15 protein-coding genes are annotated in these 25,986 nt (G+C 50.2%); 4 read left to right on the top strand and 11 right to left on the bottom strand.

Going from position 1 to position 25,986, the window contains the following annotated elements; translation table 11 throughout:
* Positions 1–623: 623 nt before the first annotated feature.
* From ACFS7Z_RS23845 to ACFS7Z_RS23820, 6 genes are all read right to left on the bottom strand, one after another.
* Positions 624–1,913 (bottom strand): M16 family metallopeptidase, encoded by a 1,290-nt coding sequence (locus ACFS7Z_RS23845; RefSeq protein WP_377490711.1) that lies wholly within the window; start codon positions 1,911–1,913, stop codon positions 624–626.
* A gap of 17 nt (positions 1,914–1,930) precedes the next feature.
* Positions 1,931–3,046 (bottom strand): type IX secretion system outer membrane channel protein PorV, encoded by a 1,116-nt coding sequence (gene porV, locus ACFS7Z_RS23840; RefSeq protein WP_377490708.1) that lies wholly within the window; start codon positions 3,044–3,046, stop codon positions 1,931–1,933.
* Positions 3,047–3,093: 47 nt separating this feature from the next.
* Positions 3,094–6,960 carry a type IX secretion system sortase PorU gene (porU, locus tag ACFS7Z_RS23835; protein ID WP_377490705.1) on the bottom strand — a complete coding sequence of 1,289 codons (3,867 nt, stop codon included), beginning with the start codon at positions 6,958–6,960 and terminating at the stop codon, positions 3,094–3,096.
* 111 nt (positions 6,961–7,071) lie between these two features.
* Positions 7,072–7,323 (bottom strand): phosphoribosylformylglycinamidine synthase subunit PurS, encoded by a 252-nt coding sequence (gene purS / locus ACFS7Z_RS23830; RefSeq protein ID WP_377490702.1) that lies wholly within the window; start codon positions 7,321–7,323, stop codon positions 7,072–7,074.
* Positions 7,320–8,027 (bottom strand): CDP-alcohol phosphatidyltransferase family protein, encoded by a 708-nt coding sequence (locus ACFS7Z_RS23825; RefSeq protein WP_377490699.1) that lies wholly within the window; start codon positions 8,025–8,027, stop codon positions 7,320–7,322. The genes purS and ACFS7Z_RS23825 overlap by 4 nt, the downstream gene beginning before the upstream one ends.
* 25 nt (positions 8,028–8,052) lie before the next feature.
* Positions 8,053–8,688 carry an MBL fold metallo-hydrolase gene (locus tag ACFS7Z_RS23820; protein ID WP_377490696.1) on the bottom strand — a complete coding sequence of 212 codons (636 nt, stop codon included), beginning with the start codon at positions 8,686–8,688 and terminating at the stop codon, positions 8,053–8,055.
* A 78-nt stretch (positions 8,689–8,766) separates the two neighbouring features.
* On the opposite strand from ACFS7Z_RS23820, the gene ACFS7Z_RS23815 reads away from it, so the two are divergent.
* Genes ACFS7Z_RS23815 through ACFS7Z_RS23805 form a run of 3 tightly spaced genes read left to right on the top strand, consistent with a single transcriptional unit; the run spans position 8,767 to position 14,252 of the window.
* Positions 8,767–9,855 carry an NAD(P)/FAD-dependent oxidoreductase gene (locus ACFS7Z_RS23815; RefSeq protein ID WP_377490693.1) on the top strand — a complete coding sequence of 363 codons (1,089 nt, stop codon included), beginning with the start codon at positions 8,767–8,769 and terminating at the stop codon, positions 9,853–9,855.
* Between the two features lie 4 nt (positions 9,856–9,859).
* Positions 9,860–13,078, top strand: coding sequence for a hypothetical protein (locus ACFS7Z_RS23810; protein WP_377490690.1), 3,219 nt, complete (start codon positions 9,860–9,862; stop codon positions 13,076–13,078).
* 10 nt (positions 13,079–13,088) lie between these two features.
* Complete coding sequence (locus tag ACFS7Z_RS23805; RefSeq protein WP_377490687.1) at positions 13,089–14,252, top strand: serine hydrolase domain-containing protein; 1,164 nt, start codon at positions 13,089–13,091, stop codon at positions 14,250–14,252.
* A 504-nt stretch (positions 14,253–14,756) separates the two neighbouring features.
* On the opposite strand, the gene purQ is transcribed toward ACFS7Z_RS23805, so the two are convergent.
* Positions 14,757–15,449, bottom strand: a complete 693-nt coding sequence (gene purQ, locus ACFS7Z_RS23800) for a phosphoribosylformylglycinamidine synthase subunit PurQ (RefSeq protein ID WP_377490684.1) — start codon at positions 15,447–15,449, stop codon at positions 14,757–14,759.
* Between the two features lie 117 nt (positions 15,450–15,566).
* On the opposite strand from purQ, the gene ACFS7Z_RS23795 reads away from it, so the two are divergent.
* Entirely contained in the window at positions 15,567–16,448 is an 882-nt protein-coding gene (locus ACFS7Z_RS23795; RefSeq protein WP_377490681.1) for a YicC/YloC family endoribonuclease, read from the top strand.
* A gap of 160 nt (positions 16,449–16,608) precedes the next feature.
* On the opposite strand, the gene ACFS7Z_RS23790 is transcribed toward ACFS7Z_RS23795, so the two are convergent.
* From ACFS7Z_RS23790 to sov, 4 genes are all read right to left on the bottom strand, one after another.
* Complete coding sequence (locus ACFS7Z_RS23790) at positions 16,609–17,874, bottom strand: M28 family metallopeptidase (RefSeq protein ID WP_377490678.1); 1,266 nt, start codon at positions 17,872–17,874, stop codon at positions 16,609–16,611.
* A gap of 86 nt (positions 17,875–17,960) precedes the next feature.
* Entirely contained in the window at positions 17,961–18,296 is a 336-nt protein-coding gene (locus tag ACFS7Z_RS23785) for a VanZ family protein (RefSeq protein ID WP_377490675.1), read from the bottom strand.
* 58 nt (positions 18,297–18,354) lie between these two features.
* Positions 18,355–18,735 (bottom strand): glycine cleavage system protein GcvH, encoded by a 381-nt coding sequence (gcvH, locus tag ACFS7Z_RS23780; RefSeq protein ID WP_377490672.1) that lies wholly within the window; start codon positions 18,733–18,735, stop codon positions 18,355–18,357.
* Positions 18,736–18,793: 58 nt separating this feature from the next.
* Positions 18,794–25,984 (bottom strand): T9SS outer membrane translocon Sov/SprA, encoded by a 7,191-nt coding sequence (sov, locus tag ACFS7Z_RS23775; protein ID WP_377490669.1) that lies wholly within the window; start codon positions 25,982–25,984, stop codon positions 18,794–18,796.
* Positions 25,985–25,986: the final 2 nt, after the last annotated feature.

Genomic DNA, 25,986 nt, shown 5'->3' with positions numbered 1-25,986 from the left:
CCGGGAGAGTAGGTGGCCGCCAACCCCAACAACAAGGCGCCCCCTGTCCCAAACGGCAGGGGGCGCTCTTGCTTTAAGGACCTACGCAATGTGGAGCAGCGGCAGTAAAAGAGTGCCTGCCTCAGCATCGAAAGCGGTGGGTGGGAAAGCCTAACCAGCAGTAAGGGCTACACCAGCAGGCCTGCCGCCCATGACGCACCCGCCGATGCGGCCTCTGAAAATCAGCTTTCTCCTGGGCGCTGCCGTTTGCCCTGCGGCGGGAGGCTTGGCAAAAATGAAACAACTGCCCACCCTGTCATTCCCTAAGGAGGGGTGGCAAGTCCTGCCATGGAAAGACAAGCTCGTTCAAGGCATCACCAGAAAAATTGTCTGAAGCAGATTGGCAAGATTCATAGATGAACAGGATAAGCCTGACGGACAGCAGGGGAAGGCACTACTTCTCTTTCTATACGCACTGCCCTAAGCAGTTATTTACCAGCGATTTCTTTATTCAAAAATCAAATTGGTGAAGTTGGTTGTGAAGGGGAGTCACAGCTTTAAGCCTATAATAAAGACAGCCTTGTAACAAGCATCCCCGGCTGTGCGACCGGGGATGCTTGTTACAAGGCTGTTAATGTTCTTTTCTACTCTTTTCTACCAGCAATGGCAGTGTATAAATCCTCTTCCTGCAGGTATTGGTTCGCCAGATTTAGAAGTTCTGCGGAGGTTGTCGTTCTGATGGTGGTTACGAAGTCGTTGTAATGGTTGTGTGACAGGCCATACAGCACGATGCGCTTGTATCGGTCACACTGATCAAATATCGTGTTGATGTCGTTCAGGAATTTTCCCAGCATGTAGTTTTTTACCGTACTTAGTTCCTCTTCCGGTATTTCTTCCTGCTGCAGGGTTTTAATCTCTTTCACTATTTCAGCTATGGTCTTATCAGTAAAAGTATAGCCCACATCAGTTCCAATATAGAAAAGGCTGGTTTCTTCTTTAGGTGATATCACAGAGTAGATACCATAGGTATAGCCTTTATCTTCCCGGATGTTACGCATCAGCCTGGAGCCAAAATAGCCGCCAAACACCTCATTCAGCACGAGCAGCTGTAGGTAATCCTGGTCGCTGATGTGTGGAAAAATTCTACCCATACGGATGGACGATTGCAAGCTGTCTTCCACGAGTACCAGGTTCGTCTTCTCTGCGGCTCTGGCTGTTTCTTCTTTTTGAGGGAAGGTATGGGAAGCCTTGGAAGGCTGTATATTCAGTTGCTGAATTTCACGCTCCAGGTACCGTTGCATGTAATCGTCAATAGCACCGCAGGCAAATACTTCCAATTCCTGCGTTATAAACCGGCTCCTGTAAAATTGCTGCAGGTCTTCCTTCGTCAGGCTTTCCAGGTCTCCCTCATCAAAACCGAACACATACGGATGCTGCTCGCCGAACAATTGCTTTGTGAAGCTATGGGTGGCGAGGTAACTGTTCTTCTGCCGCTGCACCTTTATGTTCTGGATGGTGCGTTTCTTTAGCAGGTTATACTCCTCCTCCGGGAACACAGGATTCTGTAGCACATCCAGCACAAGGGGCAGTAGCTCCTCTACATACTTTGAGAGGCAGTAGAGCGTAAATTCTGTGCGGTCGTAGCCGTGGTTATTCTCAAAAGACGCACCGTAAAAGGCTACCTTATCTGCAATCTGTTTTGCCGTATGGTTCAGGGAGCCCTCCAGCAGCATTTTAGCCGCCAGGTCAGATGCGCCTGTTTTGCTTTCGAACCACTTACCGGCTTTAAAAACAAAATCCAGCCTGATAACAGGCTGGGTTTCGCTTTTTATCATATGCATACGCGCTCCATTACGTAAGTGGTTAACCTCTGCTACCTGAAGCGTGATGGCATCTATTTCATATGTTTCTGGTGCTTTTGTTCTATCAAGCATTCTTTACTGTTTATTTTTTATTCAAGGTTAAGGACCAGCGTGAACCGCCAGGTATCTGCCAGTGGGTTATTCTCGTCGCTCGGGATAAGGTATGCGCCATCTAAACCAAACTTCTGGTAACGGATTCCGATACCGGCAGAAAAGTACTGTCTTCCGCCCTTTTCAGGATGCTCATAGAAATAGCCCGCGCGTGCAGCAAATAACTGGTTATACCAGTACTCCACACCCGTCGAAATGTTTACTTCCTTCAGCTCTTCGCTCGCGCCTCCCTCTGCATCGGCAAAGGAAGTGAAGATGCCGCTTACGACGCTCTGGTCTGTATCAGCCCCCGGTGAAGGAACCAACAGCTTGCTGGCATCAATAGCCAGTGTTAGCGTGTTATAGGCATCCAGGTTATACGTTAAGGCTGTACCTACTTTCAGATTGGTTGGCAAAAAGCTTTTGTCTTCGTTTTCAGAATATGCTATTTTACCGCCTATGTTCGCAATATTGGCTGCCAGACCGAGGTTCAGATTCTGGTTCAGGTCTCTGTTATAGTATACCCCTACGTCTACGGCAGCGGTATTCCCAGGTTGAGACTCTGTATTGTTTCCGCTCACATTCACATCACCGGCAAGGTTCGAGTGAATAAAGCGACCGGTTACACCAACGCTGAAGTATTCACTTAAAGCCTGACCATAGCTGATTCCCACGGCATATTCTTTGGGGTTATAATTCTGCAGCGGGTTCTGGTTAGCATCTATAAACTGTATCTCACCTAAGTCGAAGTACATCAGGGACACTGACAGTGCAGATGTCTCATTTAATCTTTTGTAGCCAGATAAGTAGTTCAGCGACATATCGTCCACAATTTCGCGCAGCCAGGGCGAGTAAGAGAACGCAACACTCAGGTCGTTCTTTACAAATCCAAGTTTGGCAGGGTTCCAGTAAGAAGCGTTTGCGTCTGGCGACAAAGCTACACCAGCATCTCCTAAAGCGGCAGATCTGGAATCAGGACCCACAGTAAGAATAGGCACAGCAGTGGTTACTGCACTTACGCTTCCTCCGGTAGTAACCTGCGCAAAAGCAGCAGGAGCTGCAAACAAGGCAAACGCAAATGCTGTAGCCTTCAAAATCTGACTTTTGTTATACATATGTAGGTTAATAGCTATGTCAAATATAGATATTATAGGTTACTATATTAGTTTAAAATTACAAGTTTCTCAAATTTTGAGGCTTTGGAGCCATCCTGCTGCGATCGGACATTTATCCTATAAACATAAACGCCACGTGCCAGCTTATCATTGTATTCGTCTCTGCCATTCCACGATATATCTGACACATGTGCTTTGCTGGCATAGGTAACGGTTTGCAATGTCTTCACTAGTTTGCCAGAGATGGTGTAAATATCTACCTGAATGTCAAGGTTTTCACCGGCTCTGTTGTGGTCAAAATGAAAGGTAGTGTTCGTGGAAAACGGATTTGGGTAATTTAACACATGCTCTAACGCAACACTGGCATCATTAGATACAATAAACTCTATATATTCTTCTGTAGAATTGTTATGTGTGTCCCAAGCCTTAACGCGAAGTGAATGAGGACCAGCTTCTAAGTCCTTTAGGGTATACTTTACTTTTCCTTTCTGGAAGCTGTTCTGCTCAGCTGTGTAATAGTCGTTCAGCACAATGGTGTTATTCTGGTTCTCATCCAGCACAGCGGTTATCTCATGGCCAATGCCTATACCGGCTGTATTGATGCCGTTGTCGTCAAACAGGTCTGCCAGCAGAGTCGTGGTTTTTCCGGTAGAGCCACCGTAAACAAACGACTCATCATCCATAAAAAGCTTTACAGTGGGCGGAACATTGTCAGCAGGAACATCCGTTGCCGTGCCGCCTATAACAATAGACTGGTTAACGCCCATGGCATCATCAGAACTGTTGCTGGCGTACAGCATAATCTTGCCGGTGCCGTAGTTGTAACTAATGTCTTTGGGCACGACAAAGGCTGTCTCAAATATTCCCTGCTGCACGCTCACTTTCCCGTCATAAATAATATTCTCCCGCACCTGTACCGGCACTTTCTGCGAACGCTCATCGCCTAAAGTATAGCGGGTAATAGGTTTCTCATACACCGTTAACCGCAGGTCGCCGTTAAAGTTTGATGCCAGGGTGCCAGCTCCCGTGGTAATTTGTCCTTTTAGAGTTGTTTTACTTAGTGCCTTAAGCGTATCTGTAGCGGCCTCTCTGCCATTTATACTGGTGATCTGAGCCTGAAGCTTTGGGTATGCCAACTGCAGCGAAGGGTCGCTGAGAAGCGTGAAGTTACGGTTGTTCACTCCTGTGGAACCGCTGATGGTATCGGTGATGCTGTTGTTTTTGGTCTGAAGCACGAGGTCGCCGAGGCGGGGCATGCGGTTTTCGAGTGGCGTAAAAGCGTTCTTGTAGAAGTTTCGGTTCAGCACCCGGTTTCCGTTTGAGTATACAGGGCGGGTGGTTGTAACCAGCCCGATAGCACCACCCTCCTCAAGCAACAGGGCCACTTCTGCTCCGGATGCTCTGCTAGGGTCGTCGTAGCGGCCAAATTCACAGGTAGCTGTCAGGAAAAACGTGAGCTTGTCTTTGTTTTTCCAGCTGCTTATCTGCTGCAGGGTCAGGATTTGCTCTGCAGTCCAGCTTACCTCGTTCCCGTGGCCAGTATAGTTGATGATGAGCGAACCCTGCTCTACGGCTTTGTCTATAGCACTGGAGGCCTCCGGTGCGCGCTGTCCGTTGGAAACCGCCTCTTGCTGGTAGAGGTCAAGGTATACTTTGTTGGGCTGATAAACAGGGAAGGTATTCTCCACATAGTTAGCCAGAAACTCAGCATCGTTCTGGTGCTCATTAAAGTCCGCGTCATCCGATACAAACGTTACCCTGCTGCGCCACTTGCCAAAATGGTCGGGGCTGTCGTAGGCTATTATTTTGTTTACCACTGTGGCGGCCTCAGCAGCTGACTTCACCGGCAATCGCCCAATGCCAATGTCCAACAGGTGGTCGCCTGATGTGTTTTCGGCCCACTCGCCTTCCTCCTCATCCAAAAAGCCATAGTAATCTTCAGAGGAGTAGCTGGAGATAGGGTGCAGCGACTCCCGCGACTCATACACCGGTACAAAGTTAGTGTTATTGCGTATCCGGTTTTTATAGTCGTAGGAGGCGTCGCCAAAGAGCAGGAGGTAAAGAACATCGTTGCCGCTTTTGCTGCTGCGGCTGTACACCATGCGCATAAAGTCGCGGATGGCGGTTACGTCCTGTGCCCCGGAAGAATACTCGTTGTATATCTGGGCTGGCGTAAATACCTGCACCTGCATGTTGCTGTACCGGGCGCGGTGAGCTGCCAGCCTGTTTGCCTCCTGCAGAAAAGCCGGGTGTGCCACAATCACGAAATCAAGCGTTCCATCTGCATTTACACTGTGCAGGTTCTGGTTTGCCACCCTGCCCGCTGCTGCAGGCTTTAAGCTGATGCTGTTCCCCTGAAACACCACAAACTCTCGCAGCACGTCTGTAGGGGCGCTGAAACTGACGTCGCTCATCTCCTGCACCACGGGTTGCAGCGGATTGGTAACATCCCAGACAGTGGCTCCGGCAGGTTCTTCGACAAACCGGAAGGTACTGACAGGTGCCGACATGCTTGCCACAGACCGAAAACTTGTTTGTGTGCCGTATAGTTTTAGCTGCCGCTCATAATTCAGCTCCAGGTAATTAAGATAGCCCAGGGAAGTAGAACTGCCGCCAGTACTATAATTCAGGTTTACCTTATAATTAGCTGCATTGCCTAAAGCCGCCTGATTGATGCTATAGGTTCTGATGCTGTTGGTGCCTTCGGGATGATAGTTATAGGTGCCCCGGCTGGAGATGGACTGGGTGCCGAGGCTCTGGCCGTTTAGCTGTAAAGTAAAGGAACTGTTGGCGGGGGAGTTGGCCATCAGGAAAGCTGTCAGCTTTACAGTAGAATTCGGCACTACATCAGAAGCAGGAAAGCTGATGTCACGGGAGGCGTTAAAGCTGCTGAACTCTTCGCCATACCATTCCCGGCCCGAGTACACCATGTTCTTCAGGTCTTTCTCATAAAACTGGCGCTCATTGTAGCTGCTGATAACCTGAGTAGCCCCGGCTGTCTGCCCGCGGGAGGCAATGCGTGCCCCAGCGGTATGATTTACCCGCAGAAAGTAAAAAGCAGTATCGGAGTAGACGTTGAAAGTGTGCTTGAACTGTGCTTCTGTAGGATCGTAATTCCAGGCATGTGGGCCTTGGGCGTAGAAAAGTACATAATCGCTGTCATCAAATTTGCCATCCGCTTCACCCGCCACTACAATCGAATTCTCCTGCAGGTCGTTGGGGCGTGCAGCGCTGTTGGCTTGTGGCAACATACCGCCGCCATTGCCATACACCTGAATTTTTATAGGGTCTATACTTTGTGTGCTGATGCCCAGCGCCTGCAGTATACTTTTATCAATTTTATAGATACCAGATGCCGTTACAGCCATTTTATACCAGTCGCCGGAGCTAAGGACTGAACTGGGGGCAAAGCTGCTGGCACCAGAGTTGCCTGCCTTGCGGGCAAAGGTAGTGTTGGTGTTTTCTGAGGAGTAGGTATAGGAAAAGCTTACCAGTTTCTCCAGTTGGCCACTGCCGGAGTTGCGGCGGATTGGAAGTACGGAAACCAAACTGACCGGCAGTTTATTCTGCGTAGCCTGGTTTATAGTTACCAGCGGCTCAGCAGCAAAATCATAGTTGCCAAAGAGCTTTTGCTCCTCCGGTGAGAAAGGCTGGTATGCTGTTTCTGTTAATGTGAAGTTGCGGGCATGCCCGCCCGTCAGGTGCAGGCGGTAATACGGAAGGCCCTCCACGGGGTCGAGAGAGGCGCCTGTAAAAGTGGGTATTTTACCAGATGCGCTGTGAGTAGGAAGTATAGTTGCCTGCCCCTGCCACTGCAGGGAAAGGGTAGGAACTGGTGTTTGGGCATGTGCCGCTGTTGTCAGTAGGCTCAGCAGTAAAAGCGTGCATACATAAACCAGTCGGGAAGGGCACATGACAATCTGCAGTATACTTTGCTGTAAACCATACAGCCATACAAAAAGTGCGGCTGTATGGTTTATGTAATCAACAAATATACGGCTAATTTATTGTATTTCAGTAACGTGCTACGCCCGGTTCAGCTCATACGTGAAGGACTCCATGATCAGGTTTGCCAACAGCTTATTGCATGCCTTCTCCACTTTTTCACGGGCTATCTCTTCTGTTTCTGCTTCCAGCTGCAGCTTAATGTGCTTGCCAATGCGCACATCGTCCACCTGGTCTAACCCTAAATGCTCCAGGCCCAGTAACACAGCTTTGCCTTGTGGGTCTAACAGTTCCGGACGAGGCATTATATCTATTTCAGCAACAAATTTCATGATGAGTGTGGGGTTTTTTTGATAAAAGACAAAAGTACATACAGCACTATTATAAGTGGTATGGCTGCGAATTTAAGAAGAGCCAGTAAGATAACCGACAAACCCAGGAAAATAAACCGCATGGAGTTGTCCTGCCAGCTCAAATTGTTAAACTTAAGGGCAAACAGGGGCAGCTCGGCCACCAGCAGGAACGAGAGCAGCACGGTAAGCACCAGCAGCACCCAGGGGTTCAGGATGATTTCATAATGTATCAGATCCCCGTACTCCAGAATGAGCGGCAGCGAAGCTACAAACAGAGTGCAGGCTGGTGTGGGTAAGCCAATAAAAGAGGTGGTCTGGCGGATATCGATGTTGAACTTGGCCAGGCGCAGCGCTGAGAAAATGGTGATGAGAAATCCAAAGAAAGCCACTACATCCGCAGATACTCCCAGCACAGCGGCGTCGGCTCTTTGTAGCAGCACAAACATGATGGTGCCGGGCACGACCCCAAAGGACACCATATCTGCCAACGAGTCCAGTTGTTTGCCTATCTCTGAATAAGCCTTCATCACGCGTGCCACCATGCCATCCAGGAAATCGAATACGGCGGCGATGCCCACCAGGTAGGCAGTGATAACCAACTCGCCCCGGAAAGCAAAATAAAGCGCCAGGCAGCCTGAGAACAGGTTCAGGCAGGTGATGGCATTAGGGATGTGTTTCTTCATATGGGGGTGCTAAAAGCCTCCGGGGCTACCGCAGAAATGGATTTTTGTTTCTTTCGTGCCCGATGGTGGTTTCAGGTCCGTGGCCAGGGTAAACAGTAACATCATCAGGCATTGCAAACAGCTTCGATTTTATACTGGTTATGAGTATGTCGAAGTTACCGCCCGGCAAATCAGTGCGGCCAATGCTGTTCTGAAACAGCACATCGCCCCCAATGCAGATTTTCTCCGGACCGTTGTAAAACACCACGTGGCCCGGCGCGTGGCCGGGCGTAAACAGCACCTGCAGTTCTGTGTTGCCAAACGTCACCACATCCCCCTCCTTCAGGTAAGCACTTGGCAGCACCTCCTCGTACATCTGGAAACCATAGGACGGTGCATAGGTCGGAACAGCACGCAGGGTCTGCTCATCCTCGCGGTGAATCTCCAGACCAACCTTATAGGTGTCGGCTACAAACTTATTGCCCAATATATGGTCTATGTGGCAGTGGGTGTTTAAAAGGCGCACCACTTTCAGACCGTTTTCTTCTATGTAATTTTTTAACTCCTCGCGCTCCTGCTTCTCGTAGCAGCCCGGATCTATGACCACGCATTCTTTTGTGTCGTCGTGCAGGACGTAGGTATTTTCCTGGAATGGATTAAAAGTAAGGCAGGTAACCTTCATAGTTTACAGGTTAAGGTGCAAGTGCAAAATCGGCTTCTAAGTTACAAATTTCACCTGTACATCTCGTAACTTGCCCTGATGAAATACGATTTTATAGTGGTAGGGCATGGTTTGGCCGGTGCCATACTTAGCTATACCTTACGCAAGCGGGGCCACCGGGTGTTGGTGATTGATGAGCCGAGAGCCAGCGGCGCCTCTCGGGTAGCAGCCGGTTTGCTGAATCCCATTGCCGGTAAGCGCTTCGCTAAATCGTGGCTGGCGGATGACTTTATACCTGCCGCTGATGCTTTCTACGATGAACTGGAGGTGCATTTCGGGCGGGAGCTTTTCATACACAAGCCTATCTACAAGATATTCTCTACTATAGAGGAGCAGAACAACTGGATGGCCAAAAGCGCCAGCGAGGGCTGGAACGATTTCATCCTGGCCACCCATACCAAGAGTATCAGCAATCCCTCCATACAAGACCCTTACGGTGGCGTGATGATTGGCCGTGGCGGCAACCTGCTGGTAGAGGACATGCTGGACCTGCTCACAGAAGAACTGCTGGCCAGGGAACTGCTGCTACCCGAGCGCTTTGAGATGAATAAGCTGGAGCTCACCACGAATGGCGTGCGCTACAAAGAAGTGGAAGCCGGGCACCTCGTGTTTTGTGAGGGATTTCAGGTTGTGAACAACCCTTACTTTAAATGGTTACCTATACAGCCTACCAAAGGGGAGGTGCTGGAAGTGCAGGCAGAGAATTTTAACCCGGAATGCATCTATAACAAAGCTGTTTACGTTGTTCCGGTAGGGGGAGGCCGTTTCAAGATTGGCGCCACCTACAACTGGCGGCAGCCAGACGAGCAGCCGAGCCCGGAAGGGCAGCAGGAGCTCTCAGAGCGCTTTAGCCAGATTACCTCGCAGCATTTTAGCATGATAAACCACCAGGCGGGCATTCGGCCTGCCGTACGTGACCGTAAGCCGCTGGCAGGCAGGCATCCGCAGTATCCGCAGCTAAGTGTTTTTAACGGCATGGGCTCAAAAGGGGTGCAAATGGCGCCACACCTTGCGCAGCAGTTTGCCGCAGCGCTGGCCGGAGAGGGCGATGTGATGCCAGACATACGAATATCGCGTTATTTATCGTTATATTACGACTATATAAAACACCAAAACTATCAACCTTAAGCGCATGCGTTTTTCTATAAGGCTTTTGTTGCTGTTCCTGTTCTGCACATTGATGGGTACTGCCCTTCAGGCGCAGCCAAACCGCGATACCTTCGGTAAAAGCCGTATCCAGTACAAAAACTTCGACTGGAAGCTCTACAGCACCCAGAACTTTAACGTCTACTTCTACCAGGGAGGCCAGGAGGCTGCTAAAAATGCTGCAGAGTATGCCGAAAAAGAGTTGAGGCGGGTAACCAGCCTCATCGGGTACTACCCTTATTCCAAAATCACGCTGATTCTCTACAACTCCCCCACAGACCTGCTCCAGAGCAATATTGGCCTGAACAGCGACCAGTACCAGACAGGTGGCGAGACGCTTTTCATGAAGAGCAAAATTGAGTTGGCCTACGAAGGAAGCCAAACCGAGTTCAAAACCGACCTGAGCTATGAGCTGACAGAGTTGCTGATGAACGACATGATGTATGGCGGCAGTCTGAAAGAAGCCTTGCAAAGCAGTTACCTGCTGCGCCTGCCGGAGTGGTTCATAAGCGGGGTGGCTGCCTATACGGCGGAGGGATGGAGCATTGAGATGGACAACTATATGCGCAACATGCTGCAGAAGCAACAGCAGCAAGGCAGGGTGCGTCCTGAAAAGCTTTTTGCCATCAACCCGGAGCTTACCGGGCAGTCTGTCTGGAACTACATTGCCGAGCGCTACGGCTATACAGCTATCCAGAACATCCTTAACCTGACCCGTATTACCCGCGACGTGGAGATAGGCATAACCAGCAGCCTGAACATTCCTTACAACCGCTTCCTGCAGGACTGGTACAATTACTACAAGCAGATAAACACAGGTGCCGACAGCCAGTTGGTTTCGTTGCAGGACGACAACAAGGTGTTTAAGAAAAACAAAGAAGGCCACTTTTACGGTGAGCCGGTGCTGAACCCAAACGGGACGCTGCTGGCCTATGTGAAAAATGACAACGGCATTTTTAAAATATTTGTGCAGGACGTACGCACTGGGAAGGACCGTGTTGTGTGGCGCGCCGGTTATAAGAGCGTAGATCAGAAGGTGGATTACAAAACACCCGTGCTGGCCTGGCGCTCTAACACCATACTCGGTTTTGTTGAGGCGCGGCGCGGTAAGATGATGCTGCGCCAGGTAGATGCCCGTGATCGCTTCCTGTTTGTGCCTTTCGTTGAAAACCTGACAACGCAGGCTAGTGTGCTGGAGCAGTTTTCGCAGGTGCGCAGCATGAGTTACTCTGAAGATGGACAGAACCTCGTGGTAAGTGCCGTGCGCAACGGACAAACAGACCTTTTCCTGCTGAGAGCCAATGGCCGCCTGCAGCAACAGCTCACAAACGATGTCTTCGATGACCTCGAGCCTGCTTACCTTAGAAACAACGGCGGCATTGCCTTTTCCTCTAACCGGTGGGTTGACAGCACAGGCAATGTGGCAACAGCCACTTTCGGTAGTGTGGTTAACAACTATGATATTTTCCTGCTGCAGCAGGAAGGACCCAACTCCAACATAAGGCAACTGACAAGTTCTATTGCCAGTGAACTAAAGCCTAAAGCGATTCAGGATGGCAATTTTGTATACCTGAGTGAGCAAAGCGGCATCCGCAGCATTTACCGCTACGACCTAGGCACAGGTACCAGCACCCCGGTTACAAGCTTTGTACAGGGCATAGAGGAGTACGATTATGTGCCATCAGCAAATGTGCTCGCACTGGTTGCCAGAGATGAAGGGCGTAACTTTGTATACCTGCTGCCAAGCTTTACACCTACCACGCTGGCTGAGTTACCTAAAACATCACGCCAGATAATTCTGGAGACCCGTGCCCGCACTACGCAGGGTGCTGCCTCTAATTTGCGTAAACTGGTAGAGGAAGATACCAACACCGTTACAAGGAGAAGTAGTCCGAAACGCAAGTCAGGTGAAGTAAACATCGACAACTACGAGTTTGATAACGAAGCCGCTGAGGAGGCAGAGCCGGAGGTGAAAAAACAGGCTCCTGTTCGCAGGGCAACAGCCGCAAGGCCTTTCCAGATAGTAGGGCCGCTGGACTATGACCTGCGCTTCAGTGTGCAGGAAATCGTGACGTCAGTACACGCAGACCCGCTGCTGGGGTTTGGTTTTGTGGCTGGCGTAAACATGAGCGACCTCTTCGAGAACCACCACATTCGGGGTACAGCCTTCCTGCGCACCGATCTAGAGACGAGTAACTTCTGGGCAGAGTATATGAACCTGAAGAACCGTGTGGATGTAGGCGTGCAGTTTGAGCGTAAAACCTTAGTTGGAGGACTTTTAAACGCACCTGGCTCAGAAGTTCGCTTTGCCAAGAATGAGTTGAGCCCGGTTATAGAATACCCGCTCAGCCATAGCACCAGTTTGCGTGTGATGCCAAAGTTGGTAAGCACCCGCTTTACTTACTTAACTGATTTCTTTGTGCCCGATACCTTGGAGAACCTGTGGGGCGGTAACCTGGAGTTTGTTTATGACAACAGCGTCAGAACGGGTATCAACATGCTGGAAGGCACACGTGTAAAAGTGGGGCTTTTATCGCTGAAAGGCCTGGAAGGATCAGTGGGCGACTTTAGTAAAGTATATGTTGATTTCAGAAACTACCTGAAAATCCACCGGCAGATAGTTCTGGCTACACGCATCAGCTACGGTGCCTTCTTCGGTAACTCAACAAAGCAGTTCCTGATTGGAGGCATGGACAACTGGTTACTGGCAGATGAAGATGAAAGCGCAGAACTGAACGATGTAGAGATCACGTCGCCTGCAGACCTGTTTTACCTGGAGTACGTAACGCCGCTGCGTGGCTTCAACTTTAATGTGCGCAGTGGTAGCCGCCATTTGCTCGCGAACGCCGAGTTGCGGATTCCGATTGTACAGTATCTGTACAATGGCCCAGTTGCTTCAGGTTTCTTCCGTAACCTACAGCTTGTAGGCTTTGCTGATGCCGGTTCAGCCTACAATGGCGCAAACCCTTTCTCCGGCAACAACTCTATCAACACCCGCGTGATCGGCGGAGTAATCAGCCCGACACAGCGCGATAATTTTGAAATTTCTGTTATCAACTACCGTAACCCGTTCCTGGTAGGATATGGAGTGGGCGCACGCACCACAGTATTAGGAGTTTATGGCAAGTTGGATGTAGCATGGGGAGAGGCGGAAGATCGCCGCACTGGTCCTAAGTTCTACATCACCCTGGGCTACGACTTCTAAGTTATTTCCTATGAGCCGGAAAGGCAGATACTATGGAGTAGGTGCATTGCTGTTGCTGGGGCTGTTTGCCACCTGGATTTACGTGGCTGATAAAAACTACGTGTACAGGGCCATCTACTATAACCTGGCAGATATAGACGACAATATCATCTTTGAGCAGCGGCAGGTTGAGGCGCCGCAAATAGCGCAGCCGTGGCCAATCGCGGCAGCTTACAATAAGCTTACTTCCCCGAAAGAACTGGAGCGTCTGCACGAGGATCTGAGTTCTGTGGCCTTCCTGATAGTAAAAAATGACTCTATACTTTACGAGCAGTACTGGGATGGCTATTCAGATGAGTCGTTGAGCAATTCTTTTTCTATGGCTAAAAGCATCGTGAGCATGCTGGTTGGCATAGCTATCAAAGAGGGAAAGATAAAGAGCGTAGAGCAGCCGGTGGGAGATTTCCTTCCAGAGTTCAGAGAAGGCGACAAAGGAAAAATAAAGATAAAGCACCTGCTCTGGATGAGCTCCGGCCTCAACTGGGATGAGTCATACATTAACCCCTTTTCCATGACCACCGAAAGCTACTACGGAAGTAACCTGAAGAAGGTGATAGACAGGCTGGAGGCAGTAGAGGAGCCAGGGCGGCAGTTTATCTACAAAAGCGGTGATACGCAGGTGCTGGCCTTTGTGCTACAGGCGGCTACGGGCAAGAGCCTGAGCGAACTGGCCTCAGAGAAACTATGGAAGCCAATAGGTGCCGTACAGGATGCGGAGTGGAGCGTGGATAAGCCTGAGGGTATAGAGAAAGCATATTGCTGCTTCTTCTCAAACGCCCGTGATTTTGCCCGCCTCGGCAAACTGTACCTGCACAACGGCAGTTGGAACGGCGATACGATAGTGCCCCCTTCCTATGTACAAGCCTCCCTAACGCCCAATGGCCTGCCTAAAAGAGCAGATGGCAAGAAAGTAGACTTCTACGGCTACCAATGGTGGCTGTTGCTTGGCTATAAGGGGCAGGACGTTTTCTATGCACGAGGCATACTAGGGCAGTACATTATCGTGATACCGGAAGAAGACCTTGTTGTCGTGCGCCTGGGGAAAGAGCGTGGCGAAGTAGTGGATAACCATCCCGCCGACCTGAGAACCATAATTGATGCCGTTAACAAGATGCTCCGCTCAACCCAGGCTTAAGCATTTATACCTCTGTTCCCCTGGAAGCTCGTCTAGCCACTGAAGAACCATTTACCACTAGCCGAACACTCAGCCAGCCTTGTCTGTCAAAATTTCTTATCAAAAAGTTTAAACAGTAAACATTCATCCCATCCCGGTAAGCTTCTCCCTTATAGATCACTGACATTTGCCAGCACGAAGTGAAGGTGTTTCCAGTTTTTCCGTGGTGGAAGGGCCCTCGATAAAGAGCGCCATGTAGATGTTCCGGTGACGAACGCAGTGAAGCAGAATGAGCAGAGCAAATAGAGAGCCTCTTCCCTAGGCAGGTTCAGCTACACAGCGCGATGCGGGAAAACGAAGCTTCCCGGCCTTGAGAGCACAAACAGATAAAATAAATATTTAGTTGAGCCGGCACTGGATAAGACTTAGGCATAAATTTGTCCACTACAGTAGTCTTAAAAGCATGAGCCCCGCCTGCATCATGCAGGTGGGGCTCATGGAGTGTAGAATTCTCTGACTTAAACACTACACGTTCACTACCTCTAATATCGATTCAAAAATAAGGCGGCCATCAGTATTACCCAATTCCGGATCTACAGCACGTTCCGGGTGCGGCATCATACCGAACACATTCTTTTTGTCGTTACTTACACCGGCAATATTCAGCAGACTGCCGTTGATGTTATAGATCTCATTTGTATCAGCAACATTGCTGGAGTACTCAAACATGATCTGGTCATTGTCCTGCATTGCCTTAATGGTATCCTCATCCGCATAGTAGCGGCCTTCGCCATGTGCCACCGGAATTTTGTAGGCTTTGTTTACATCCAGCAGGCGCGTGGGCAGCAGGTTGGTGGTAACAGGCCGGATGTGCACGTTGTCGCAGATGAATTTCTGGTTCACGTTTCGCAGCAAAGCGCCCGGAAGCAAGCCCGCCTCTGTTAAAATCTGGAAACCGTTGCAGATTCCCATGACATAACCCCCGCGGTTCGCATGCTGAACTACCTCCTGCATAATAGGAGAGAAACGGGAAATTGCACCGGAACGCAGGTAATCCCCGTAAGAGAAACCACCTGGCAGGAGAATAAAGTCACACCCTTGCAAATCGTGTTCTTTATGCCACAGTTTTACAACTTCTTGTTGCATGCCAATGCTGATGGCATCTACAAGGTCTTGGTCGCAGTTGGACCCTGGAAAAACGACTACACCAAATTTCATAGTACAAAGTTAAACAATTTATAATAGGCAACACACATTAGACTACCTTTCGTGGTACTTGCTAAGTAAGAATGGATAAATTTGCCTAATTTGCATTTAAAATAATACAATTAGCTTATGCTGTATTCTATGACAGGCTTTGGTAGCGCACGCCTTGATGCCGACCAGTATTCTATTTCTGTTGAAATCAGATCACTGAATTCCAAAAGCATGGATTTGAGTGTGCGGATTCCGAAGGTAATATCAGACCATGAATATGATATCCGGAACATGGTGCAGAAAGCCCTGGTGCGTGGAAAGGTTGGAGTGAACATTGAGCTTTCCAAGAACAAGGCGCAGAAGGCAAAGAACACCATCAACAAAGAGTTACTACAGGCTTACTATAAAGAACTGAATGAAGCTGCCGACGCGGTGGGTGCTTCTAAAACTGACTTGTTCCGGTTGGCGCTGCACATGCCCGAGGTGCTGCAGCAGGAGCAGGAGGATGAGGAGACATCTGAAGCGGACTGGGGCAAAGTACAGCCCCTGCTGGAAGAGGCGCTTCAGAACATCAATTCTTTCCGTAGTGATGAAGGCAAAGCCCTGACAGCCGAAATCATGTCTTACATCGACAGGATTAGGATTCTGCTGGCTGAAATTGATAAGCACGATCCGGTGCGAATGGAGAATATACGCAACCGCATCCGTGGGCACATGACAGAACTTGCTGTTTCAGAGCATTTCGACCAGAACCGGTTTGAGCAGGAAATGGTATATTACATTGAGAAGCTCGATATTGCCGAGGAAAAAGTACGACTGGTAAATCACCTGCACTATTTCACAGAAACCGTGTACCTGCCGGAGCCAACAGGCAAGAAACTTAATTTTATTGCCCAGGAAATTGGCCGCGAAATTAACACCATCGGCTCCAAGGCAAACGACTCTGTCATTCAGCACCACGTGGTGGAGATGAAAGAAGAACTGGAGAAAATTAAAGAACAGATTAACAATATTCTGTAGATTATTAGACACCAGTATCAAGACATGAGATGCTGGACTCATTTGTCTCCATAAGTAAAAAAGCGCCTGCCAGGTATACAGTGGCAGGCGCTTTTTTATTTTATCTGTGAACAGGAAATTCCGCAGTGAATTTCTCAATTGCATACACTACGCATTAGTATCAGTTTTGCAGCTCTTTTGCAAAATCTATAATCATCTGAAACACATCTCTGAATTCTGTGAGCGGCAGTTGCTGTGCAAAGTCGTTTGTGTTGTGGTAGGCGGCAGTGCCTCCCAGGGTATAGAAGAAAAAGGCGGGTACACCTTTTTCTGAAAAAGGATAATGGTCGGAGTTGGCGGCTTTGCCACGGCTCCTGATTTGTATGAGGTACTGGTGGTGCTGGTTCAGTTGCTGCAAAAGGGCGAATTCCTGCTCATGTACCTTTCCGTTCACTACCATGATTCCTTCAGAGCCAGTGCCCAATAAGTCAAGGTTCAAAAGGAAGCGGATCTGGCGCAGCGGAAACAGCGGATGTTCTGTATAGTAGAACGAACCTAACAAACCAGCCTCTTCTGCTGCAAAGGCGATAAACGCCATGCTGTAGGCAGGCCTGTTCTGTGGCTGGCTGTAATACTCGGCCAGTTCCAGTAGCATCGCGGTGCCACTGGCATTATCGTTTGCCCCCGGGAAGTACACATCCTTGCCCTGCCCGCCCAGGTGGTCGTAATGCGCGGAGAAAACGAGGAAGGAATCTGGCTGGGTGCTGCCTTTTATATAGGCTATCACATTATTGGCTTCATGCCGTGGCTTTAGCTGCGCTTTCACATCATAAGTAAGGCTGCTGGCATTCTTTGGCCATGATGCTTCCAGCACCTCCAGTACCGGAAGGGGTGCCTGCTGCGGAGCCACAGACGTTAGCAGTGCTCTGGGCTGCAGTATGATGTGCACTTTGGCCTGTTGCAGCTTCTGCAGGTAGGGTGGCGGCAGTTTGTTTATTTGCTGTTGGTCCTGCTGCCGGAATACAATGGCCTTGCCTTTAAAACTCTGTCTGAAAAACTGCTGTGCGGCGGCGGCATGAATGACTGTACTATCCAGTTTAAGGATGTCGGCTGTGCCTTGGCCGGAAGCGGAGGCAGCATTGGCTACAAAGTCTACGCCAGGCTTCAGAACCTGCCCCGCAACCTGTAGCCGCGGTGTTTCTGCTATGGTGTTTACCGGAAAGCTGAAAGGCTGGAAGTATGACTTCCCGAAAGGCTGTAGCCCCATCTGCTTAAACTTGTCCTGTATATAGCTGGCAGCTTTGGCATCTCCTTCCATTATATAGCCTCGGCCATGCATGGTGGCGGAGGTGAGGGTGTCAATTGTCTGGCGCACACGCAGCATGTCCTGTGCAAAGACAGCGGTTGCTGCCAGTAACAGCAGCAAGAGAGCATAGAGTTGCTTCATCCTCCAAAGATATGCTTTGCGAGATGCTATACAAATCCTTTATACATGACAAAGGAAGAAGAAAGACTTTCATTCTGACTCTGGGATTACCAGACGTACACCCACTTAAAAACCACAATACCTATGACGCAGCCAAGCGTGTTGCACAGTACATCCACGATATCTCCATGGCGTCCGGGAATCAGGAAATGCTGCATCAGCTCTACAAAGATGCCGAACAGGGTACTGATAAAAAGGGCGTACCGGATAGGGTAGTGCTTGAGCTTTAGAAGTGAAAACTGCTTTGAGAACCCTACAATCATCAGGAATATCAGAACGCAGAATAAGAAGGCGTGGGCAAAGGAGTCGAAGGAGAAAAAATCCCACCAAACGGAGACAGAGGGTAGGGAAGAAGAGGGCAGCAGTGTTGTTAACAGTATCACTGCTGCCCATAATATTGTAAAAAGGTTATACCGGAGTATCAAGTGCTGCTAATAGCGCTTACTGACCAATAACTTCGCGGTAAGCCTCTGCGCTTAGGAGGCCATCAATCTGAGTGGAATCGTCCACAGACATTTTAATAATCCAGCCATCGCCGTAAGGGTCAGAGTTTACCAACTCCGGGCTGTTCTCTAACTTCTCATTAAACTCAAGCACAGTACCACTTAGTGGGCTGAACAGGTCAGATACTGTTTTCACAGCCTCCACTGTACCAAACACATCCTCTTGGTTTATCTGCTTCTCTACTGTGTCGATGTCAACATATACGATGTCACCTAACTCACTCTGGGCAAAATCAGTGATGCCTACAACGGCTACATCGCCTTCAATGCGGATCCACTCGTGGTCTTTGGTATACTTTAGGTTATCAGGTAAGTTCATGAGTTTTGTTAGTCTTGATTTTCCTCAAAATTACGGTCTTTTTCGCAATGCTAAAATTTTATTGCAAATTAACTCGTAACTGCACGCCACCCTCGGTTACGCTGTTGCGGAAAGACGTTGATATCTTCGGATCTGAAACAGAGCGCAGTACATAGAACTGCAGGTTAAGGCGCTGGCTCAGCACATAATCTATAGTAGGTCGCAGCTGCAACTGACGGGTCCCGTTTGTAATCTGGTTCTGACTACGCTCTACTCCTAAGTTGTCGGTTGTGATAGCCCGCTGCACCGTCTGGTTTTCGCGCACAGATAAATCCAGGCGCATCGTCAGCTCGTTCTCCAGTACCCTGCGCTGTCCGCCAATCTTAAACGGTATACGGAAGTTGCTGGTGCTGTAGCCAAATCCAAGCACATAGTCCTTCACGTTTGTTTCCGTTACCTGTGCATTCGTCAGGTTCAGCGACAGGTTACGCTCAATTTTATACTCCAGGCGGCCGGTAAGGTTTGTCTTTGTCCGGAAGTTAATGCCCAGGAGCGGTGCAAGGCGCTCCATAACTGTTAGCTGGCTTACCAGGTAGTACGGTTCGATCCTGCCAAACTCGTTCAGCTGCGTCGGGAAGCCGTTTGGCTCCTGGTTGTAAGCCAGCGAGGTAGTAAAGCTCGTAATGTTGAAGCTGGAGTTATAAGCATGTGAAATACTGATCTGGCTGAACCACTGCTGGAAGAAAGGCAGACGCTCCAGACCATTGTAATCGATGCGCCAGTTCGGGATCGGCAGGCGGCTTAACGGGTTTTCTGCTTTGGCCTCATATCCGCTAATGTCGCGCCCCTGGTAGGCGTACAGGAACGACTTCATGAGCACCTCCTGCGAGTTGAGGGAATATGAAGAGTCAGTGGCTTCCGCATTTGCCGTTGTCAGCCTGTCGCGCACGTCGTAGCGGTTACGCACAAAGCTGGTGAAAGCTTCTGAGGTACCATCCTTAGTTGATTCAAACAAAGTGCCCAGTGCCAGGAAAGAGGTGCTGAAAGAGCCTGACGTAAACGGATTCTGACGCTGGTCAATAACACCAATATCTCCGAAGTCATCTACCTCCTTTCTATAGAACACTTCGTCAATCACTGACTTGGTGCGGCGTGCATCCAACTGAATGTTAAAGTTAGGGAACGGCTCCAGGTTAGCACGCGCTGTAAGTGTCTGCGTATTGATGGCGCTGAAAGGTGTATTCAGGTACTGGCTGCTGTCGGTGTACCAGCCATTGGTATACGCCCTGTGGTACAGGTCATCGAGGTCATACTGCTTTCCGAGTATAAACGGAAGGCCAGGTGCTTCGAAGGCATCATCAAAACCGAAGAACGCGGTGGTAGGCAGGTAGCCCGGCAGCATAGACCCACGGTTTTCGAGGTAGGCTACATTCAACGAGCGTGTCATCATCAGCACCCGAGCCAGTCCCTTCAAAAGCTTCAGGTCTGCCTGCGGCTTCCGTACAGTTGTGTCGTTGGCAACTGGTGCGGCTACCGGTCTTGTTGGCGTCGGTGAGTTAATGTCTTTCAGGAACCTCACCTTGTTGTATAGCTTCACCATATCGATTTTGCCGTTCACGCTAATCTCGGTACTGTTCTCTACAGTATTGCCCAGCTTAAAGTCAGCAGCCTGGTTCAGAGCTGTAGAGCCAGCCGTCCAGATATAGGTGGCAGCATAGCGGGTTTCCGCATCTACCCAGTCTGTAAGCGGGAACTTGTCGAAAGGCAGCTTATAGTTCAGCGCTACCATTTGGTTAAAGTTGGTGTTACGGCCACCGCGCAGCAGGTTATCCCTGATGATCTTGTTCTTGTACTGCAAAGAATCTACCTCGTTGTTGATACGGGCATCCGGCTCATCCACCACAGCACGGTTTGTAGCGGTGTAATCCAGCGACAGGCCTTTTGTCAGGTCCCAACGCATATCGTAGATGCGGTTAAAGTAAAAGTACTTCTGAAAGACAGGGGCAATGCCACGTGTGGTAACAAAGCGGGTTACCGGGTCAGGGCGCTGCAGGTATCTTTCGTTGTAGAAGCGGTTCAAATCAGCCCGGAAGGCAAAGCGGCTTGGCACCAGGGAGAAGTTGAACTCTTTTATCAGACGCAGGTACGGAGAATTCAGCCTTTCAGCGCCGGCAAAAGGAGTATAGCTTCGGGGCGTGTTGTTATAAGCATAAGCAACTGCAGCTGTATAGGTTTTGCTGTAGTCGCGGTCGGTTTCTATGTTGGTGAACATGCGCTCTGCATAAGAGTAGGAGAAGGAGAAATTCTCTATATCATACAGACGCACTCTCGCCTCGGTGTCTATCCGCTCTTTGCGTACGTTGAGTAAGCTAATGCTCTTCCTGGTTTCGCGGGTGGTTACTTCTTTTCTGTAGGCAGACCGCTGTTCAGCTGTTTCCAGCTTTGTGAGCGACTGGTCCAGCGGCACATCCTTGTCCAGCGGGTCAAACTGTGGTTCGCTGCTCAGGACGCCATACTGTAAAGTTAACGGAATTTTTATTCCCCACTTCTCCGGCAGGAACTTGTCCATCACCACATTGGCGCTTACATCAAACAAGGCTGTGTTCTCACGGGCACGCTGTGCCAGTTTCTGCTGCAGCCCACCGAAACCTACAGTAGTATAGGCACCCGTGGCTGTAATATTGGCAAAGTCAGCCAGCTTTGTGTTCAGTCGGGCGTTACCGGCCCAGCCCGACTGGTTGCGGAAGTCGGTTACACGCAACTCATCAGCCCAGATGCAAACAGAGTGCGGTCGCCCGTCATCACTTGCCTGGCGCGGGTTACGTATCCCCATCATAATACCTTCTACCTCGCTGAAGTCAGGGTTGCCGACTACGCGTATAATTTTGCCGCCATCCAGCACTACTTCAAATGGTTTGTATAGCGGATGGTCTGTGGCTCTGTTACGCTCTACTTTAGCATCTACAAACGCCTGCAGGGCTATCTCAATCTGGTTTTCTGCCGGCCAGATGTCGTTTTCCATTCTGCTGCCTGGCTGCGTTATTTTCAGCGGCACCACATACTCATAGTAGTTTTGCGTGAAGTCGGTACCAATGCGTATAAAAGCCTGCACATCACCGTCCCTTGTAGCAGGGTCATCCGATTCTGCGTGCAGGAACATCTTCAGCTGCTTGTAGATGAGCATGTCCAGCGAGATGTTCTTAAATACAGCTTTGGAGAATGAGTCTTTCAGGTCCTCCACACATAGTTGCAGCGACTGCTCATTCTGGCGGCGGTCGTTGGTGGAGGTGTAGTCGCGGAGGCGGGCAATGCCAGGAGGCAGTATGTACGGTATGTCCTGGCTGCCTTCCACAAACTGCCCGTTCTCTTCTATGTTTACAGTAGACACCGTGAAGCTACGGGCCTCATCGGTACAGGTAAGGCAAGGGCTGCCATCGGTAATCGGCTGCTCAAACTTACGCCACTGGTTCGCAACAAACTGGAACTGCGCAAAGCGGAGCACCACCGGGTCAGCAAACTGCGTCAAGTACATGCGCATAAACCGGATAGATTTAAAGCCGCTGATACCGCCCACTGTATTTGTTGGCTGGCGCACCGGAATCCGGAACTGGTACCAGGTTACGTTATCACCATTGAGCTCTTTTGTAACACGGTCCACAATATAATTGCGGCCAACTTCCAGCTGCTCCGGATTCAGGTTTATCTTATACTCATAATACTGCTCCAGGTCGTTGATAACGTTGTCGCGGTTCAGGTCTTCTTTATCAGGGAAGGCATAGTTAGAGAAACGGCTGTTTTCCGGCGAGTTGTTCTCCATGCCATTGAAGTTTTTATAACGGGCCAGAATACCGGCATTCTGCTGGTCGTAGCGCTCGTCGAGGTGGTGCAGGAAGTTGTCTGCCGATGGATCGTCTAATACTATCTGCGGCGGTCTTCCCGGTATCTGGTTTAAGAAGGAATTCTGGAAATAAGCCGCCTCGCCTGCATCATTCAGTCCGTCCAATCCAATGTCCTGGAACTGGCGGCCTCCCGGAATACCGGTAAAGGCATCTGTCAGAAACTGCTGCTGCGTCACAAGGCCCCAGGTAGTTTCCAGAAGGTTCTGCGGGTCAGTAGGAGAGGTAGGCAAGCCATTCTCAAAAGCGTACTGGTTGTCGCGCAGGATGTCTTCTGATATGCTTCCGAGGTTCAGCACCAACTCACCGCCTTCGTTGCTCGTAATCTCGTTCCCCTCTGCGTCTTTCCGGCCGTTTGGTCCTGTAATGAACGGGTCCATGAGCCAGAACTCCACATACTCTATGTTGGCGTTGTCGAAGTCTGTGTCAAAAGATATTTCCCTGCTGATACCGCCCCAGTTGTTACGCGGGTCATCTGCTATGAGGCCCTGAGGCGTCAGGTTCGGGTTATAGTTGTACTGGCCCCGCTCACGTGGATAGTAGGCCAAGTCAAAGGTGTATTCATACGTACTGGAAATCTCTGCATCGCGCCCCGGGAATATCTCCTGGCGTCGTACGCCACGTATATAGTGGTTCTGCAGGTCCTTGTCCGTGATATTAGAGGGCTTCAGGTTATCCCTGTTGCGGTAGAAGATCTGGTCGATGGTATACCAGGCTAACTTCGCGCGGTTGTAGGAATAAGCCAGTCCTGCTCCTGGAATAAGCGGAGCAGGCGTGGAGGCCAGCCGCCAGTTGCTGTTACTGAAGCCGCCCAGGCTATAAGGCGTTTCTGCCCCTTCAAAGTCATCTATATAGGAGGCACCGTCTTCGTTGGCGTTAGATTTAGACTTAGCAGGCACCAGTTGTGCAAACTCACCGCTGAACGTAATAAGAGACGGTACTTTGGTTTCTATCAGCGGAATAGCGTCGGTAAGCTTTGTCAGGAACCTCGACTCTTTCTGCAGGTTCACGTCAAAACCATAGATGGTATTGTTCGTTGGCTCATCGCCAATACTGACGCGGTTGATGAAAGCCTGTTCGTTTATACTTAAAACCGTTGCCCCCAGGTTAATGTCGTCGCTCAGGCGGTAATCAAAGCGGGCCCCCAGCATGGTGCGGGGCTGTATGTTCAGGAGTTCTGCTTTTTCATAGGTTACGCGCAGGTCATTGGCCGAGCTGATGTAGCTTGGGTTCAGAATCTTAATGCGGCCCATGTCATAGAACACCTGGTAGTCGGTGCCCTCCACAAGGAGCGTGCCGCCAGAGTACACTCTTACAGAGCCCTCTGCAATACGGAAGCCCGGCAGCATGATTTCGTCAGCAGATGAAGCCTGGAAACGGCCGTTCAGGTAAAACTTTGCCTTCACGTTATTCTGCTGCGCATCTGTCTGCGTCTGGTCATACAGCTCCTGGAACACATACCGCTCAATAAGCTCAGGCCGGCCCTCCAGCTTTTCTGCGAGGTAATCCCCAAATGGCTCTACCTGCGGGAAGTAGATACGCCCGGTTTCCGGGTCTATGGTAATACCTGGCAGGAAGTCGAAGTTGCCGTCGCTCGGCTTGTCGTTGTTGGTGTTAACGTTGTCCAAGTTCAGGACCTCTACCAGCGGGATATTCTGGATAGGGCTGGCTTCTTTCAGGCTGGTGATGTCTACGCCTGTCTCATCGTCTTTGTAAACTATCTGCAGCTGGAAGTTCTCGCGTGTTACCTGTGTGGCATCCAAGCTGTAGACGTTTTTCATCATCAGGTCCCAGGTAGGGTATTCCAGCGATGGGTTGGTGGCCCGCAGCAACTTCATGTGGATAACCTGGTCGGCATTCAGGTTCTGGTAGTCATCCATCAGTTCCCCCACCTGGTAGGTTTTACCATTGTAAGTATACTCAAACGCCACCCCCAGCACCTGGTCTGGCAGCAGCATGGTGTTAAGCGAGATGTAGCCTAGCTGCGGGTTGAATTTATACTCCCGAGGGTCCAGCCTGCGGGCGCGCACATGCTCAAAGTCAATGCCTTTCTGCAGGCCGAGGCTGTTCAGGTAAGTATCTACCTGCGAGTTGTTGCGGGCGGTGCTGTTGCGGGCAATCTGGCCGTAAAGGCTGTTAGCTGCGTTATCGGCAGGTGCCGTAGCTGGTCTTCCGCCCTCAAACTGGTCACGGAACGGGTCTGCCTCACCAAGGTCCATGTAAGCCACCATGTTGCGCAGGTCCTCTGTAGAGCGGTTGTTGTTGGTAACGTACAGCTCGATGCGGCGGATTACAATGCCGGAGTTAACCAGCGGCAGGGTCCGTAGCGCCTGGTTATAGCGGCCCCGGAAGAACTGCGAAAGGAAGAAGTGACGGTTATTGTCGTATTCATCTACCCGGATAGAGAAAGGCCTGTTCTGGGCACCGTTCTGAATAACCACCTCATCGTTTGTGCCCCGCACACTGGAGGCAATGGTGGTAACACCCAGGCGGCCGAACTGCAGCTGTGTTTTGATGCCAAACAGGTTCTGGGCACCCATAATAAGGGAGTTGTTAAGCGGCAGGCTCACGTTACCGGCCTCTACCTTCCGTACAATCTCTTCCTCATAGCCCGTATAGTCCAACTTCATATTGTTCTCGAAGTCGAAGTTGGCATTGTTATCCCAGTTAAAGTTCAGGCGCATTTTATCCCCGATCTTACCTACCAGGTTCAGCGAGATGTTCTGCTCAAAGTCAAAATCGCCGGTGCGCTGCTGGCTAAGTGGGATGGTAGGGTTCTGGTTGCGGTTAAAGCGCGCGCCGAACTTAAGCGACACATTACCGTTTGGCTGAATATCCACGAAGTTGCCGCCGAAAATACGATCGAACACCGGGCTGATGTACAGCTTCGGAATCAGGCGGCTGCTGCTGACTACGCTCTCGCCATCCAGGCCAGCAGACTTGGCGCGCCAGTAGTTGCGGATAGCCTCGCGCTGCTGCCACTCCGAGTACTCGCGCAGGCTCATAGACGACGGCGGTCTGTAGTTCACATCACCCAGCGTTTCGGTGATATTGTACAGTCCCAGGCTATCGTCCAGTTCTACATTTAGCTGCAGGTTGCTGGGCTGCCCCAGCAGCAGGGGAGAGGAACTGGACCGGGCGCCGAACGGGTTCCCATACCTGTCAGAAGGCACAAAAGTGGGTCTCCGGCTGGGTATGTATTGCTCTACTTTAGATGTGTCTGTTTTGACTGTGTCCTGCAGCAGCAGGTTGTTGAGAATCGTTAATTTGAACCGCTTTGTCGAACGTAACTCTTCCGCCTGTGACCACCAGCCCAGCATAGAAATAGTGGCAACCGCCAGAAGCAGGCTGCTTTTTTTACTTTTCCAGTTCAAAA

It is taken from the genome of Pontibacter toksunensis, assembly GCF_042686245.1.
GTDB classification, from domain to species: domain Bacteria; phylum Bacteroidota; class Bacteroidia; order Cytophagales; family Hymenobacteraceae; genus Pontibacter; species Pontibacter toksunensis.
This window is presented reverse-complemented; position numbering and strand designations above follow the sequence as displayed.

Excerpts from the sequence above, each read along its gene's own strand:
- ACFS7Z_RS23805 (WP_377490687.1), top strand. The coding sequence starts at position 13,089 with ATGAGCCGGAAAGGCAGATACTATGGAGTAGGTGCATTGCTGTTGCTG.
- porU (WP_377490705.1), bottom strand. The coding sequence starts at position 6,960 with ATGTGCCCTTCCCGACTGGTTTATGTATGCACGCTTTTACTGCTGAGC.
- porV (WP_377490708.1), bottom strand. The coding sequence starts at position 3,046 with ATGTATAACAAAAGTCAGATTTTGAAGGCTACAGCATTTGCGTTTGCC.
- gcvH (WP_377490672.1), bottom strand. The coding sequence starts at position 18,735 with ATGAACTTACCTGATAACCTAAAGTATACCAAAGACCACGAGTGGATC.
- ACFS7Z_RS23795 (WP_377490681.1), top strand. The coding sequence starts at position 15,567 with ATGCTGTATTCTATGACAGGCTTTGGTAGCGCACGCCTTGATGCCGAC.
- ACFS7Z_RS23820 (WP_377490696.1), bottom strand. The coding sequence starts at position 8,688 with ATGAAGGTTACCTGCCTTACTTTTAATCCATTCCAGGAAAATACCTAC.
- ACFS7Z_RS23825 (WP_377490699.1), bottom strand. The coding sequence starts at position 8,027 with ATGAAGAAACACATCCCTAATGCCATCACCTGCCTGAACCTGTTCTCA.
- ACFS7Z_RS23845 (WP_377490711.1), bottom strand. The coding sequence starts at position 1,913 with ATGCTTGATAGAACAAAAGCACCAGAAACATATGAAATAGATGCCATC.
- ACFS7Z_RS23790 (WP_377490678.1), bottom strand. The coding sequence starts at position 17,874 with ATGAAGCAACTCTATGCTCTCTTGCTGCTGTTACTGGCAGCAACCGCT.
- ACFS7Z_RS23810 (WP_377490690.1), top strand. The coding sequence starts at position 9,860 with ATGCGTTTTTCTATAAGGCTTTTGTTGCTGTTCCTGTTCTGCACATTG.
- purS (WP_377490702.1), bottom strand. The coding sequence starts at position 7,323 with ATGAAATTTGTTGCTGAAATAGATATAATGCCTCGTCCGGAACTGTTA.
- ACFS7Z_RS23815 (WP_377490693.1), top strand. The coding sequence starts at position 8,767 with ATGAAATACGATTTTATAGTGGTAGGGCATGGTTTGGCCGGTGCCATA.
- purQ (WP_377490684.1), bottom strand. The coding sequence starts at position 15,449 with ATGAAATTTGGTGTAGTCGTTTTTCCAGGGTCCAACTGCGACCAAGAC.